The sequence below is a fragment of the Compostimonas suwonensis genome, from assembly GCF_002797855.1.
In the GTDB taxonomy this organism is placed as follows: Bacteria; Actinomycetota; Actinomycetes; order Actinomycetales; family Microbacteriaceae; genus Compostimonas; species Compostimonas suwonensis.
Window position 1 is genome coordinate 52222 of the sequence record NZ_PGFB01000003.1, and the last position, 14179, is coordinate 66400.

Annotated in this window: 13 protein-coding genes; 8 read left to right on the forward strand and 5 right to left on the reverse strand. The window is 67.5% G+C overall.

Going from position 1 to position 14179, the window contains the following annotated elements; all coding sequences use genetic code 11:
• Positions 1 to 305 precede the first annotated feature (305 nt).
• The 5 genes from CLV54_RS08140 to guaA are packed head-to-tail and all read left to right on the forward strand — an operon-like array spanning position 306 to position 5035.
• Positions 306 to 836 carry a cation:proton antiporter regulatory subunit gene (locus tag CLV54_RS08140; protein ID WP_100344488.1) on the forward strand — a complete coding sequence of 177 codons (531 nt, stop codon included), beginning with the start codon at positions 306 to 308 and terminating at the stop codon, positions 834 to 836.
• A 2-nt stretch (positions 837 to 838) separates the two neighbouring features.
• On the forward strand, positions 839 to 2194 hold the full coding sequence (locus CLV54_RS08145) for a cation:proton antiporter (protein ID WP_100344489.1): 1356 nt from the start codon (positions 839 to 841) through the stop codon (positions 2192 to 2194).
• Entirely contained in the window at positions 2157 to 3011 is an 855-nt protein-coding gene (locus CLV54_RS08150) for an SURF1 family protein (protein ID WP_100344490.1), read from the forward strand. Before CLV54_RS08145 ends, CLV54_RS08150 begins: the two co-directional genes overlap by 38 nt.
• A gap of 4 nt (positions 3012 to 3015) precedes the next feature.
• Positions 3016 to 3456, forward strand: a complete 441-nt coding sequence (locus tag CLV54_RS08155; RefSeq protein ID WP_100344491.1) for a DUF3817 domain-containing protein — start codon at positions 3016 to 3018, stop codon at positions 3454 to 3456.
• Positions 3452 to 5035, forward strand: coding sequence for a glutamine-hydrolyzing GMP synthase (guaA, locus tag CLV54_RS08160; RefSeq protein WP_100345004.1), 1584 nt, complete (start codon positions 3452 to 3454; stop codon positions 5033 to 5035). Before CLV54_RS08155 ends, guaA begins: the two co-directional genes overlap by 5 nt.
• 215 nt (positions 5036 to 5250) lie before the next feature.
• Here guaA and CLV54_RS08165 read toward each other — a convergent pair whose 3' ends face one another.
• Positions 5251 to 6057, reverse strand: coding sequence for a Bax inhibitor-1/YccA family protein (locus CLV54_RS08165; RefSeq protein WP_100344492.1), 807 nt, complete (start codon positions 6055 to 6057; stop codon positions 5251 to 5253).
• A 132-nt stretch (positions 6058 to 6189) separates the two neighbouring features.
• Between CLV54_RS08165 and CLV54_RS08170 the strand changes: the two genes are divergently transcribed.
• Both CLV54_RS08170 and CLV54_RS08175 read left to right on the forward strand, forming a co-directional pair.
• Positions 6190 to 7209, forward strand: a complete 1020-nt coding sequence (locus tag CLV54_RS08170) for a glycerophosphodiester phosphodiesterase family protein (RefSeq protein ID WP_100344493.1) — start codon at positions 6190 to 6192, stop codon at positions 7207 to 7209.
• A gap of 66 nt (positions 7210 to 7275) precedes the next feature.
• A complete protein-coding gene (locus tag CLV54_RS08175; protein WP_100344494.1) occupies positions 7276 to 9786 on the forward strand; it encodes an ATP-dependent helicase in 2511 nt (836 codons plus the stop codon).
• A 116-nt stretch (positions 9787 to 9902) separates the two neighbouring features.
• Here the strand turns inward: CLV54_RS08175 and CLV54_RS08180 are convergent, their stop codons facing one another.
• Positions 9903 to 10664 carry an oxygenase MpaB family protein gene (locus CLV54_RS08180; RefSeq protein ID WP_100344495.1) on the reverse strand — a complete coding sequence of 254 codons (762 nt, stop codon included), beginning with the start codon at positions 10662 to 10664 and terminating at the stop codon, positions 9903 to 9905.
• Between the two features lie 68 nt (positions 10665 to 10732).
• Here CLV54_RS08180 and CLV54_RS17675 point away from each other — a divergent pair, with 68 nt between their 5' ends.
• Complete coding sequence (locus CLV54_RS17675) at positions 10733 to 10891, forward strand: hypothetical protein (protein ID WP_170061968.1); 159 nt, start codon at positions 10733 to 10735, stop codon at positions 10889 to 10891.
• Between the two features lie 123 nt (positions 10892 to 11014).
• Here the strand turns inward: CLV54_RS17675 and CLV54_RS08185 are convergent, their stop codons facing one another.
• Genes CLV54_RS08185 through CLV54_RS08195 form a run of 3 tightly spaced genes read right to left on the reverse strand, consistent with a single transcriptional unit; the run spans position 11015 to position 14135 of the window.
• Positions 11015 to 11887, reverse strand: a complete 873-nt coding sequence (locus CLV54_RS08185; protein WP_100344496.1) for a carbohydrate ABC transporter permease — start codon at positions 11885 to 11887, stop codon at positions 11015 to 11017.
• The gene (locus CLV54_RS08190) at positions 11884 to 12825 is read right to left on the reverse strand and encodes a carbohydrate ABC transporter permease (protein WP_100345005.1); all 942 of its coding nucleotides are present in this window, start codon (positions 12823 to 12825) and stop codon (positions 11884 to 11886) included. Before CLV54_RS08190 ends, CLV54_RS08185 begins: the two co-directional genes overlap by 4 nt.
• Positions 12825 to 14135, reverse strand: coding sequence for an ABC transporter substrate-binding protein (locus CLV54_RS08195; RefSeq protein WP_100344497.1), 1311 nt, complete (start codon positions 14133 to 14135; stop codon positions 12825 to 12827). Before CLV54_RS08195 ends, CLV54_RS08190 begins: the two co-directional genes overlap by 1 nt.
• Positions 14136 to 14179: the final 44 nt, after the last annotated feature.

Below are 14179 nucleotides of genomic sequence, written 5' to 3' on the forward strand. Positions count from 1 at the left end.
ACGATCGTCGGCGGGGCAGGAGGACCGGGAGACTCTCCGGTGCGGATCGGTGCACTCTCGCGGCATCCACAGCTCGGCCGTGCGGAGGATCGCATCCCGTCGAGCGCGGGTTTGTTCGCGGGCGACGAGCTTCGAGGGCCGGCGCTCGCGAACAAACCCGCGCTCGACGCAAAACAGGGGGCGGAGGGGGCGGAGAGGCAGGCGCGAGGAACAAACGGCGCTCGCCGTGGGCGAACCGCGGACGAGTCGTGCCGGGGCTTCGGTAGAATAGACGTACTGCCCACAAACCAGGAGGAGCCCTCAGCATGGTTGATGTTCGGCGGGTCAAACTTCCGGGAGTCGGTGTGCTCCACACCTTCGTGACGGATGACGGAGGCAAGGTCGGCGTCATCGCCCACCGCTCCGGACACAGCGACCTCATCACATTCGCCGACGACGAAGACGGACCCGACGGCACCAAGGTGTCGTTGCGCCTGAGCGAAGACGAGGCGCACACCCTCGCCGAGCTGCTCGGCGGCACCCAGATCACCGAGTCGCTCACGGCCCTCGACCAGATCCCGGGCCTCAGCATCGACTGGTTCACGGTCGACTACGAGGACTACATCGCCGGCCAGCAGCTCGGCAACCCCGGCGACCGCGGCATCGTCGGCCTGACCGTCGTCGCCGTCGTTCGCGGCGAGTCGGCCAACCCGGCGCCCGCCGCCGACTTCAAGGTCTTCCCCGGTGACACCCTCGTCGTCGCGGGGTCGCCCGAGAAGGTCGCCAAAGCGTTCAACTTCTATCGCACAGGAGAGAAACACCTCAAGACGCCGGTCGACGCCCCGCCGGGAGCCTAGGAATGCACCTCGGCCAAGATCTCCTCACGCTCGGCGTTCTTCTGGTCGTTGCCTACGGACTCGGGCGCCTCGCGAAACTCGTCGGCCTGCCGTCCATTCCGGTGTACATGATCGTCGGGCTGCTGGCCAGCCCGCACACGGGATGGTTCCCGCTCAACTTCGAGTCCGCCGACATCGAGCTGATCGCGGTCTTCGGCCTGGTCCTGCTGCTGTTCAGCCTGGGACTCGAGTTCGATCAGGAGGAGTTCTTCGGCAACGCCGGAAAACTCCTGATCTCGGGCGGATCCTATGTGCTCATCAACATGGGCATCGGCTTCCTCTTCGGGATGATGGTCGGCTGGGGCACCCGTGAGGCGCTCGTCATCGCGGGGATGACCGGCACCTCGTCATCCGCGATCATCACCAAGCTGCTCATCGAGCTGCGCCGTCTCGCCAACAAGGAGACGCCCATGATCCTGGGCGTCACCGTCGTCGGTGACATCTTCATCGCCGTCTACCTGGCCATCGTCTCGGTCGTGCTGAGCGGCCAGACCGAGATCTGGCCGATCGTGCTGCAACTGTCGGTGGCCTTCCTCTTCCTCGTCGTGATGTTCACGATCGCGCGCTGGGGCGGGCGCGTGGTCTCGCGGCTCATGCGCACCAAAGACGACGAGCTCTTCACGATCCTGTTCTTCGGCCTCGCGGTGCTCTTCGCCGGGATCGGCGAGATCATCGGTGTGACCGACGCGATCGGCGCGTTCCTGATCGGCGTCGTGCTCGGCGCGAGCAACTACCGGTCGAAGATCGAACGCGTCGCGGTGCCGTTGCGCGACGTCTTCGCCGCCTTCTTCTTCCTCAACTTCGGCCTCGCCCTCAACATCGCCGAGTTCGGCTCAGTGATCACGATCGTGGTCATCGCCGTGGTGATGACCTTCGCGCTCAACATCGGCTCCGGCATCCTGCTCGCCCGGCTGCACGGGATGGGCGCGCCCGAGGCGATCAACACGGCCGCCATCCTCGCGAACCGCGGCGAGTTCACGCTCATCCTCGCGACGCTGTCGGTCAGCGCCGGCCTCGACCATCGACTGCAGCCCTTCGCCGGTCTCTACGTGCTCATCATGGCCGTGCTCGGCCCGTTGTTCGCGGCGAACTCCGAGCGAATCGGTGCGAGGATGTTCCGGAGCGCGGAGCGGGCTGCGGTGCAGCATCGCGAGCGGGATCCGATCCTCGACGAAGGCATCAACCTCGTCGAGGCGGCGACCGCGGGCATGGAGCCCGGCGACGACACCCCGACGAAAGAGGCGGTCGACCGCATCGTCGAACAGGCCATGCAGCAGTCGGATGACGTGGCGGAACGAAGGCGAGAACCCGATTACTGATCAGCTCGGGCAGACCCCGACCCTCTTCCGTTTTATGCTGCGCCCGCGCTGGATCGGCCTGCTGCTGCTCACCCTGCTCGTCGCGGGGATCTTCGCGGCGCTCAGCCAATGGCAGCTCAGCCGCGCCATCGAATCCGGCCAGGAGGTCGTGCGCACGACCGAGCAGGTCGTGCCGCTCGAGAGCATCGCGCAGCCGAACGGGCCCATCCAGACGATCGCGACCGGGCAGATGGTGAGCGTCGAGGGCACCCTCGTCGCCTCGGACGTCGACGTGGTCGCCAATCGGATCAACGGCGGCGTGAGCGGGTACTGGGTGGTCGGCCACGTCGACACGATGACCGATGCGGATGCCGCGGGGCCGGCGCTCGCGGTCGCCTACGGGTGGACGGCCGACCGGAACGCCGCCGATGCCGTGGCGCGGCAGCTCGAGGCCTCAGCCGGCCCGCAGGAGCTCGTCGGGCGCTTCCTGCCCAGCGACTCCCCCGAGGTGCCCGGCGACGGAGTCGACCCGCACGAGATGACGACGATGTCGGTCGCCGACCTGCTCAACCGGTGGTCGAACGCCGACGACCGCGACGTCTACACGGGCTACGTGGTCTCTCGCGACGCGGCTGCCGGCCTCGAGGTGATCGACTCGCCCGCCCCCGACGAGGAGGTCACCCTCAACTGGCTGAACATCTTCTATGCGGTCGAGTGGGTCGTGTTCGCCGGGTTCGCCTTCTTCCTCTGGTATCGCCTGGCCAAGGACGGGTGGGAGCGGGAGCAGGACGAGCGTCTGCAGGCGGAGATGGCCGCCCACGGCGTGGACGTAAAATAGCTCCATGCCCCTCGAACCCAAAGCCGCCGATTTCCCGAGAATCCGCGGAGCCCTCACCTTCTACCAGGTGAGCTCGATCATCACGGGTGTGCTGCTGCTGCTGCTGTGCGCCGAGATGCTCATCAAGTACGTGTTCCAGTACGAGCTCGAGATGGGCGGGCCGCAGGGCTTCCTCGCCTTCGTGCCGAGAGACACCGTCGTGGCTGTGAACCTCAGCACCGGCATCCTCATCGCCCACGGCTGGTTCTACGTCGTCTACCTCTTCTCGGACTTCAGGCTCTGGAGCCTCATGCGCTGGCCGTTCGGCCGCTTCGTTCTCATCGCCCTCGGCGGTGTCGTGCCCTTCCTGTCGTTCTTCGTCGAGGTCAGGATCGCGCGCCAGGTTCGGGCCTACCTCGCCCGGCGTGAATCGGAAGACCAACAACTCGTGGAGGCCCCCCATTAGCCCGCAGCAGCCGAGCGCGCCCGCGCCTGTACTCGTTGTCGACTTCGGAGCGCAGTACGCGCAGCTCATCGCCCGCCGTGTGCGCGAGGCGAACGTGTACTCCGAGATCGTGCCGCACGACATCACCGCGGCGGAGGTGGCCGAGCGCAACCCGATCGGCATCGTGCTGAGCGGCGGCCCCTCGAGTGTCTACGAAGACGGCGCGCCCGCCTTCGACGCAGCCATCTTCGACCTCGGCATCCCCGTGCTCGGCATCTGCTACGGCTTCCAGGTCATGGCGACGGCCCTCGGCGGCGAGGTCGCCCACAGCGGCGTGCGCGAGTACGGCTCCACGAACGTGACGGTGTCGGATGCCGGCAACGCACTGCTCGCCGACCAGCCCGCCGCTCAGACCGTGTGGATGAGCCACGGCGACTCCGTGTCGAAAGCCCCGGCCGGCTTCGACGTGCTCGCGAGCACCGACTCCACCCCGGTCGCGGCGTTCGCCAACGACGCCCGCAGGCTCTACGGCGTGCAGTGGCACCCCGAGGTCAAGCACTCCGTGCATGGCCAGCAGGTGCTCGAGAACTTCCTGCACCGCGCGGCCGGCATCCCGGCCGACTGGAACAGCGGCAACGTCATCGCCGACCAGGTCGCCGCCATCCGCGCCCAGGTCGGAACGGGCAAGGTCATCTGCGCCCTCTCCGGCGGAGTCGACTCCGCCGTCGCGGCGGCCCTCGTGCACAAGGCCGTCGGCGACCAGCTCGTCTGCGTCTTCGTCGACCACGGCCTGCTGCGCGCCGGCGAGCGCGAGCAGGTCGAGATCGACTACGTCGCCGCCACCGGCGTGCGGCTCGTGACCATCGACGCCGAAGACCGCTTCCTGAGCGCCCTCGACGGCGTGAGCGACCCCGAGCAGAAGCGCAAGATCATCGGGCGTGAGTTCATCCGCACCTTCGAGCAGGCGCAAGCACAACTGCTCGCCGAGTCGGCGGCCGACGGCGACCCCATCCGCTTCCTCGTGCAGGGCACGCTCTACCCCGACGTCGTCGAGTCGGGCGGCGGCACGGGCACGGCGAACATCAAGAGCCACCACAACGTGGGCGGCCTGCCCGAAGACCTCCAGTTCGAGCTCGTGGAGCCGCTGCGCACCCTCTTCAAAGACGAGGTGCGCGCGATCGGCCGCGAACTCGGCCTGCCCGAGATCATCGTCGGCCGCCAGCCCTTCCCGGGCCCGGGCCTCGGCATCCGCATCGTCGGCGAGGTCACCCGCGAACGGCTCGAGCTGCTGCGCCACGCCGACGCGATCGTGCGCGCCGAGCTGACCGCCGCCGGGCTCGACAGCCAGATCTGGCAGTGCCCCGTTGTGCTGCTCGCCGATGTGCGCTCCGTGGGCGTGCAAGGCGACGGGCGCTCCTACGGCCACCCCATCGTGCTGCGCCCCGTCTCCTCCGAAGACGCCATGACCGCCGACTGGACCCGCCTGCCGTACGACGTGCTCGCGCGCATCTCCAACCGCATAACCAACGAGGTGGCGGATGTCAACCGCGTTGTGCTCGACGTGACGTCGAAGCCGCCGGGGACGATCGAATGGGAGTGACTCGGGGCCGGGTTTCGGCTCGGGCCTGAGCATTCGCTCCTCAGCTCAGACATTGCGGCGAATGGCCCATCCGAAAAGCGTGGATGGGCCATTCGCCGCAAAACTCGCACCCCGCGAATACTCAGGCCCGAGCCGAAACCCGGCGTCCGGGTGAGGGTGTTAAAAGGAAAGGCCGCCCCGTGGGGCGGCCTTTGCCGTGAGCAGGAGAGCGGGTGCTAGTCGCGGGCGATGGCGAAGATACGCAGAAGCTCGAGGTAGAGCCAGATGACCGTTACCATGATGCCGAAGGCGCCCGTCCAGCCGTACTTGCGCGGCGCGCGGTTGCGCACGCCCTGCTGGATCGAGTCGAAGTCGAGCACGAGCGAGTACGCGGCCATGATGACCACGAGCACGCCGACGATGAGACCGAGCGGGATGCCGAAGATCTCGGCGCTGCGCAGGCCCCACGGGTCTTGGTTGACGCCCGTGAGCATCAGCACGAAGTTGAGCAGCGAGAAGACCGCGTAGCCGATCATCGCGATGAGGAAGATCTTCGTGGCCTTCTTCGAGGCGCGGATCTTGCCGCTCGCGAAGAGCGCCAGGGTGACACCGACGACGACCAGCGTCGCGATGACCGCCTGCACGACCACGCCGGGGAACTCGGTCTCGTAGAACGCCGAGATGCCGCCGACGAAGACGCCCTGCACCGCCGAGTAGGCGAGGATGAGCGCGGGCGAGGGCTCCTTCTTGAAGATGTTGACGAGCGCGAGCACGAAGCCCACGATGCCCGCGCCGATCCACAGGAACGGGATGGTCGGCGCGAGGATCCAGCCGACCGCCGCGCCCGCGAGGAGGAAGACGAAGGTCACGACCGACTTCATGATCGAATCCTCGATCGTCATGCGGTCGGTGTCGGAGGAGGTCGCGGCCGGCTGGTTGTACAGCTCGGTCAGACTCTCGGCGGACGGCGTCGCCACAGCGGTCGTCGTGCCGCCCGTCTGGAAAGCCTTGTTCCGCGAGAATGCGGGGTTGTCGAGTGCCATGGGTCCTTCTGCTCTCAGGGATGTCGGGGATGGAACACCGTCATAGACGCTTCATGACATCTAATCAAGTTTCTCTCAGTAAAAGCTGGATGTTCGCCCGTTATTCCCGGTCTCCCGCACTATATTGAGCGGATGACCGTGCGCACGACCCCCACACCGATGATCATCGGTCATCGTGGGGCCAGCGGCTACCGTCCCGAACATACCCGATCCGCGTACGAACTGGCCTTCGCCCTCGGCGCGGAGGCCGTCGAACCCGACATCGTGGCGACGAAGGACGGCGTGCTGGTGGTGCGGCACGAGAACGAGATCTCGGGCACGACGGATGTCGCGAGTCATCCGGAGTTCGCGGCGAGGCGCACGACCAAGCTCATCGACGGCCACGAGCTCACCGGCTGGTTCACCGAGGACTTCACCTGGGACGAGCTCTCGACCCTGCGCGCGCGGGAGCGGCTCGGCGCCCTGCGCCAGTCGAGCGCGAGCTTCGACGGCCACTACCCGATCCTGCGGCTGAGCGAGCTCGTCGAGATCATCGACAGGGCCTCCGCCGATGCACGCGCGCCGCTCGGCATGGTCGCCGAGATCAAGCACGCGACGTACTTCGCCTCGATCGGGCTGCCGCTCGACGAGCTGCTCGCGAACGAGCTCGACGAGCTCGGCTGGGGCTACCAGTTCGACCGGCTCACGATCGAGAGCTTCGAGCAGACGGTGCTGCACGAGGTGCGCGCCCGCGGCGTCAAGGCCAGCTACGTGTACCTCATCGAGGCGAGCGGCAAACCCGCCGACCTCGTGGCGCGCAGCGGTGCGCAGGCGACCTCCTACGCCGATGTGGTCACGCCCGCGGGCCTGTACGGGCTCTCGGGGCACGTCGACGGCGTGAGCGTCGACAAGTCGCTCCTGCTGAGAACGGATGCCGCGGGCCGCCCCGCGACGACCGAGCTCGTCGATCACGCCCACGCCGCCGGGCTGCAGATCTTCACATGGACCCTGCGGCCGGAGAACCGCTTCCTCTCGGCGCCGTTCCGGCGCGGCCGCGCGAAGGCCGCGTTCGGCGACTGGCAGGGGGAGTGGCGGCTCATCATGGGCACGGGCATCGACGGCATCTTCGCCGACCACCCCGATCTGGCGCTCGCGCTGCGCGACGAGCTCTGACGGCCGCCCGTCGGTCGCCGAGGAACGCGGCCGGGCGTCGGTGGCCGCGCCTAGACTTGTTGCGGCATGACGACTCTCTCCGATCCTGACGACACCCGCGCGACGGGTTCCACGACGCCCGTGATCGTGCACGACCCCGCGGCGGGCGGCGGCTTCGCGTCCGCGGGCCCGGGCTCAGCGGCATCCAGCCCTCTGCTCGACGGTCTCAACCCCGAGCAGGCCGAGGCCGTGAGCTACCGGGGGCAGGCGCTGCTCATCGTGGCCGGCGCAGGCTCGGGCAAGACGAGCGTGCTCACCCGGCGCATCGCGAGCCTCATCGAGAGCCGCGAGGCGTGGCCGAGCCAGATCCTCGCCATCACCTTCACCAACAAGGCCGCGGCCGAGATGCGCGAGCGCGTCGAGGCGCTGCTCGGCCAGGTCGCCGACGGCATGTGGATCTCGACCTTCCACTCGGCGTGCGTGCGCATCCTGCGCCGCGAGGCCGAGAACTTCGGCTTCACCTCGAGCTTCAGCATCTACGACTCGGGCGACTCGCGCGCGCTGCTCAAGAGGATCATCAAAGACCTCGAGGCCGACACGCTCGGCTTCACGGTCGCCTCCGCCGCGAACAAGATCTCGAGGCTCAAGAACGAGCTCACGGATGTCGAGAGCTACGCCCGCATGGCGAACTTCAACGACCCCAACGAGGTGATGTTCCTCGAGATCTTCCGCCGCTACACGCGCAGCCTCACCGAGGCGAACGCCTTCGACTTCGACGACCTCATCGGCCAGACGGTCTACCTCTTCCGAGCCTTCCCGCACGTCGCCGCGAAGTACCAGCGGCGGTTCCGGCACATCCTCGTCGACGAGTACCAAGACACCAACCACGCGCAGTACTCGCTCATCCGCGAGCTCACGCGCCCCGTCGGCGCCGAGGTGGTCGCGCAGGCCGGCTTCGACACGCCCCTCTCGTCGCGGGCGAGCGACGGCAGCGGCGGCATCCCCGGCGCCTCTCTCACGGTCGTGGGCGACTCCGACCAGTCGATCTACGCCTTCCGCGGGGCCGACATCCGCAACATCTCGGAGTTCGAGCGCGACTTCCCGGGCGCGAAGGTCGTGCTGCTCGAGCAGAACTACCGGTCGACGCAGAACATCCTCTCGGCGGCGAACGCCGTCATCAGCAACAACTTCGACCGCAAAGACAAAAAGCTCTGGACGGCCGTGGGCGACGGCGAGAAGATCATCGGCTACACGGGCTACAGCGGGCACGACGAGGCGCAGTTCGTCGCCGACGAGATCCAGGTCCTGCACGAGGCGGGCGTCGCCTACAAAGACATCGCGGTCTTCTACCGCACCAACGCCCAGACCCGTGCGCTCGAAGAGATCTTCATCCGCTCGGCGCTGCCGTACCGGGTGCTCGGCGGCACCAAGTTCTACGAGCGCGCCGAGATCAAAGACGCGCTCGCCTACCTCGTCTCGGTGGCCAACCCGCAAGACACCCTGCCGCTGCGGCGCATCCTCAACGTGCCCAAGCGGGGCATCGGCCCGGCGACCGAGACGGCGCTGGCCAGTTACGCCGACAAGAACGGCGTGAGCTTCCGCCAGGCGATGCGGGACGCCGCGCAGCTCGGCCTCGGGCCCAAGGTGACCGCCGCCATCCTGCAGCTGGCCACCCTGCTCGACGAGACCGCGCTCGCGATCGACCCGGGCAATCCGGCGGGGCAGCTCAGCGTCGCCGAGGTGCTCACGGCTCTGCTCGAGAAGAGCGGCTACATCGACGCCCTGCGCGCGAGCCGCGACCCGCAAGACGAGGCGCGCGCCGAGAACGTCGACGAGCTCGTGGCGGTCACGCGGGAGTTCGCGCGCAACAACCCCGACGGCGGCCTCATCGACTTCCTCACCGAGGTCTCGCTCGTGGCGGCGGCCGACGAGCTCGACGACTCGAGCGGCACGGTCTCGCTCATGACCCTGCACACGGCCAAGGGTCTCGAGTACGAGGCCGTCTTCCTCACCGGGGTCGAAGAAGACCTGCTTCCGCACAGGATGTCGGCGAGCGAGCCCGGCGGCCCCGCCGAGGAGCGCCGCCTGTTCTACGTGGGCATCACGCGTGCACGCCAGCGTCTCTACCTCTCTCTTGCGATGACCCGCGCCCAGTTCGGCGAGACCGCCGTCGCGATGCCGAGCCGCTATCTGCAAGAGATCCCGGCCGAGCTCATCGAGTGGCGGCAGTCCCCGGGCATGGCGACGAGCCGCGGCGGAACCCAGCCGCGCGCGCTCAACGCCAACCGTTCGGGCTACGGCGGTTCGGGCTACGGCTCCGGCGGCCACGGTTCCGGTTCGGGCGGCTACGGCACGGGCGGGTCGATCGCGCCGAAGCCCAAGGTCAAGACCGAGTGGGCGAACCGGGTCACGGGGCAGGTGCGCGACAACGGCGACCTCGAGCTGCTCGCGGGTGACCGCATCCGTCACACCGATTTCGGCGAGGGCCGGGTCACCGCGGTCACGGGCGAGGGCACCAAACGGGTCGCGCACGTGCAGTTCGACGCCGCGGGCACCAAGAAGCTGCTCATCAAGATCGCCCCGATCGAGAAGATCTAGCGCCAGCTGCCCCCCCGGTCTCGCGGCGCACACCGTTCGTCGCGGCGCAGGTTCTTCGGTGCGCCCCGACGAACGTCGTGCGCCGCGGCATCCGCCGTGCGCGCACGACGCCGCGTTCAGAGGGCGCGCAGGTAGCGGTTCTTGAGGGCGTGGCGCAGGCGGCGTGGCAATCGTGGGTAGATCACGGCCGCGGCCCGCCAGAACCGCTCGAAACGGCGGGCGGATGCCGCAGACCACGGCAGTCCGTAGGCATCCCGCAGCTCGTCCGGCAGCAGCCCCGCCGTCAGCAGTCTCGCGAGCGGCATGGCGGCCTTCAGCCACAGCGGAGCCGTGCGCGGGTGCAGCAGATCCCACGCGACCCTGCGCGCCTCAGGCGTGACGGTCAGCCCGGCGACCGACTGGCGCCAGTAGCGCCGGAACGCCTCCCGATCGGCCGGCCACGAACCGACCGGCACCTGCAGCGCCGTGCCCACGACCTCGTACTGCCGGTAGAAGGCCTCGGCCGACTCCTCGTCGAGCTCGCCGTAGACCCGCTCGTAGATCTGCAAAGCGGTGTCGTAGAGGGTCGCGGCCACCCACAGCTGCAGCCCGGGGTCGAAGGCGTCGTAGCCGTCGCCGTGCGCGTCGGCCTTGCGGCGCACGGGCCCGTGCGCCCGGTTGACGCGCCTGCGCACCTCGGCCACGTTCTCGGGCGTGCCGAAGCCGATCGCATAGAGATAGGTCATCGTGCCGCGCAGGCGGTCGAGCGGCCGGTTCGCGAAGTCGCTGTGCGCGGCGACTCCTGCGCCCACCGCAGGGTTCGCGATCTGCAGCAGGATGGCGCGCCCGCCCCCCGCGAGCAGGATGCCCTCTGCGCCGATGTCCTGGATGCCGCGCATAGTGGTGTCACTGTACCCGGCGCGTCAACCCTCTGTCTGAGAGAGGCCCGGCAGGTCATACTGGCGCAATGGGAATCCTCATCGTGTTGCTCATCCTCGTCGGCATCCTCTTCCTTGCGCTCGGCATCTTCGTCGAGGCCGTCAAGTTCCTGCTCTGGCTCGGCATCGCGCTGCTGATCATCGGCGTGATCGTCTGGTTGATGAAGTACATCCGCCGCAACGTCTGAGCGCGAGCAGCCGGGGCCGCCCTCCTGCGGGATGCGCCATATGGCCGTTCCGGACGGCGACGGACGCGCCGGCGCCCGTTCGCCTCGCGACGTGCGCCCCATCCGGAGGGAGGAGGTCGCCGGCTACTTCAGCGCTCCCGCCAGGATGCCCGACACGAACTGCTTCTGGAACACGAGGAAGAAGATCAGAGTCGGGATCGTGGTGATCGAGGTGCCGAGGAGAAGAGCTCCGAAGTCGGTCTGGCTCAGTCCCACCAGGGTGCCCAGGAAGACCGGCGCCGTGTACAGCTGCGGATCTGTCAGCACGAGGAGCGGCCAGAGGAACGAGTTCCACTGGAACATGAACATCAGCAGGGCGACCACGGCGAGGGCGGGCCGGATCGAGGGGAGAGCGATCCGGTAGAAGATCCTGAAGTCACCTGCACCATCCAGACGCGCCGCCTCGATGAGCTCGGTGGGGAACGCCAGAAAGGACTGGCGCATGAAGAACACCCCGAAGGCGTTGAGTGTGAACGGCAGGATGACGGCCTGTGCGGTGTTGATCCATCCGAGGCTGGACATCAGCTCGAACAAGGGCACGAGCGTCACCTGATACGGGATCGTCATCGTCAGGAGTATGACAGTGAGGATCGCCTGGCGCCCGCGGAACGAGTACTTCGCCAGCGCGAAGCCCGCCATGGCGGCCACGAGACCGGCGAGCAGGGTGTACACGACGGCGATGACGATCGACATGAGCAGGTTGGTGGCGAACGTCGTGTCCTGAAACAGGGTGGTGACGTTGGCGGCGAGCTCGCCGCCCGGCAGAAGCGCCGGTGGTGCGGAGTAGATGTCCGCGCTCTGGCGGGTGCCGGCCACGAACATCCAGTAGATGGGGAAAAGGCTGATGGCGGCACCCAGCACGAGTCCCACGTGGATCGCGATGGATCGTATGACGGCGCCCGCCGAGCGGCGTTGAGCTCGTGGTGCGGAGGGGGATCGGAGCACTGCCTCGGTCATTCGTCGTCCTTGTCGCGGAGAAGGCGCATCTGGATGAGCGCGATGATCATCACGATGATGACCAGGACCCAGGCGATCGCTGACGCATAGCCGAAGTCGAGGCTCTTGAACGCGGTTCGATACAGGTACAGCACGATCGTCAGCGTCGCCCCGGCAGGGCCGCCCTGGGTCAGGATGTAGGGCTCATCGAACATCTGCAATGTGCCGATCGTCGATGTCACGACGCAGAACAGGATGACGGGCTTGAGCAGCGGCACGGTGATGTAGCGGAAGGTCTGCCCGGCGTTCGCGCCATCCATCGTGGCGGCCTCTCGCACGCTCGGATCGATGGAGGACATGCCGGCGAGCATGATGACCATGTTGTACCCCATCCACCTCCAGGTGACCGCGGAGATGAGGGACACGCGCGCCCAGAACGGATCGCCCAGCCAGTTGATCGGCTCGACTCCGAACATGCCGATGATCTGGTTGGCGACACCGGAATCGCCGTTGAGCAGGGCGCGGAACACGATCGCGTACGCGAGCAGGGCGGTGACCGCCGGAAGGAAGTAGATCAGCCGGAAGCCGGTCTTCAGCTTCACATAGCTCGAACGCAGCGCCGATGCCACGACGAGCGCGATGAGCAGCATGAGGGGAACCTGGATGACCAGGATGATGAGCGTATTGCCGAGGGCGAGCCAGAAGTTGGGATCGCCGATGAGCCGCTCGTACTGACGGAAACCGACCCAGGCGAGTTCTCCTCCCTCGCGGGACTGGAAGCTCAGTATCAGGCTGCGCACGATCGGATAGGCCTGGAACACCGCGAAGAGCACGAGCGCTGGTGCGAGGAACAGGAGGTAACGATGGTTGATCTTCCGTCGAGAGGGGCGCGAGGCCCCGGGGAGCCGTGCGTTCTGCACAGCTCCCCGGGCGGTCGCGTCCGGAAGGACGCCCGGCATCACTGACCGATCTGATTCCGCAGCTGCGCCGCGGCGTCCTTCATCGTCGACGCGGGGTCGGCGTTCGATACGACGATCTTGTTCATCGCGTCGATGACGATCTGGTCGGCCTTGTCGTAGTCGGAGGTGAACGGCACGGCGGCGATGTCCGGGATCGTGTCGGCGAACAGCTGGTAGACCTTCTGCCCGCCGAAGTAGTCGACCGGCTCGGTGAAGGCGGGTTCGCTGTGCGCGGCGAGCAGTGACGACATGCTGCCGAGCTCCATCATGGTGTTCGCGGAGTCGACCGTGCCGAGCGCGAAGGTCGCGAACAGGTAGCCGCCCTGCGGGTTCGAGGACTTCGCGGGGACGACGAGATAGGAGCCGCCCTGATTGGAGGCGCGGGAGCCGCCGTCCTCGAGCTCGGGAAGGGTGAGGACGCCCCACTGGCCGGCCATCTCGGGCAGGTTGGTCTGGAACGAGCCGGAGTACCACACGGGCATGATGAGGCTGCCGACGGCACCGCTCTTGAGCGCCGTCGTCAGGCCGTCGTCGTTGTTGACGATCTCGGCGTAGCCTCCCTGCACGGCCTTCTGCAGCCGAGTCGCGACGGCGATCGAATCGTCGCTGTCGAGATTGACCTCGCCGGAGTCGGTGAAGTAGCTCTCTCCGAGCTGCTGCAACTGAGAGCTGTAGAGCTGCGAATTGGCGACGGAGAGCGGGAACAGCTTCACCCCGAGATCCTGCAGCTTGTCACCGGCGGCCAGGTAGTCGTCCCAGGTGACGATCGATGCGGGATCGATGCCCGCCTGCTCGAACAGGTCGGCGCGGTAGTACACGGCCACCGGTCCCATGTCCCACGGGACGCCGAAGAGCTCGTTGTCGTCACCGGTCGCAGCGGGCCACTTCGCAGGAGCCCACTCGGATTCCCGCTCGTCGAGGCCGAAGGTGCTCAGATCGACGAGGCCGTCGGGGAACGTGCCGGTCACGGTCTTCATGCGCTCGACGGTGACTCCCACGACGTCGGGAAGATTCGTCCCGCTCTGCAGGCCGACGGTGAGGCGTGTGCTCACGTCGTCGTATCCGACGACTTCGAGGTTGACTGTGAGGTTGGGGTACTCCTTCTCAAAAGCGGGGATCACGGCCTTGAGCGGGCCATCCGAGCCCTGCCAGGCGAGCACGTTCACCGTTCCCGAGACGGCTTGCGGGTCGGTGATGGGTGCGAGCGCTGCGTCGTTGCCCGAGGATCCGGAGCAACTGGTGAGGGCGATCGTCGCTGCTGTGGCGGCGGCGACGGCAAGTGCCTTCGCCCCCATGGTTCGATGCGACATTGGACTCTCCTTCGAGTTAATGGCTGGGTGACCCGTGTTGAGGC

What these genes read in the sequence shown, in the direction of transcription:
- CLV54_RS08180 (WP_100344495.1), bottom strand. Translation starts at nt 10,664, where the DNA reads ATGCGCGGCATCCAGGACATCGGCGCAGAGGGCATCCTGCTCGCGGGG.
- CLV54_RS08165 (WP_100344492.1), bottom strand. Translation starts at nt 6,057, where the DNA reads ATGGCACTCGACAACCCCGCATTCTCGCGGAACAAGGCTTTCCAGACG.
- CLV54_RS08190 (WP_100345005.1), bottom strand. Translation starts at nt 12,825, where the DNA reads ATGCCGGGCGTCCTTCCGGACGCGACCGCCCGGGGAGCTGTGCAGAAC.
- CLV54_RS08140 (WP_100344488.1), top strand. Translation starts at nt 306, where the DNA reads ATGGTTGATGTTCGGCGGGTCAAACTTCCGGGAGTCGGTGTGCTCCAC.
- CLV54_RS08145 (WP_100344489.1), top strand. Translation starts at nt 839, where the DNA reads ATGCACCTCGGCCAAGATCTCCTCACGCTCGGCGTTCTTCTGGTCGTT.
- CLV54_RS08195 (WP_100344497.1), bottom strand. Translation starts at nt 14,135, where the DNA reads ATGTCGCATCGAACCATGGGGGCGAAGGCACTTGCCGTCGCCGCCGCC.
- CLV54_RS08170 (WP_100344493.1), top strand. Translation starts at nt 6,190, where the DNA reads ATGACCGTGCGCACGACCCCCACACCGATGATCATCGGTCATCGTGGG.
- CLV54_RS08185 (WP_100344496.1), bottom strand. Translation starts at nt 11,887, where the DNA reads ATGACCGAGGCAGTGCTCCGATCCCCCTCCGCACCACGAGCTCAACGC.
- CLV54_RS08175 (WP_100344494.1), top strand. Translation starts at nt 7,276, where the DNA reads ATGACGACTCTCTCCGATCCTGACGACACCCGCGCGACGGGTTCCACG.
- CLV54_RS08150 (WP_100344490.1), top strand. Translation starts at nt 2,157, where the DNA reads ATGACGTGGCGGAACGAAGGCGAGAACCCGATTACTGATCAGCTCGGG.
- CLV54_RS08155 (WP_100344491.1), top strand. Translation starts at nt 3,016, where the DNA reads ATGCCCCTCGAACCCAAAGCCGCCGATTTCCCGAGAATCCGCGGAGCC.
- CLV54_RS17675 (WP_170061968.1), top strand. Translation starts at nt 10,733, where the DNA reads ATGGGAATCCTCATCGTGTTGCTCATCCTCGTCGGCATCCTCTTCCTT.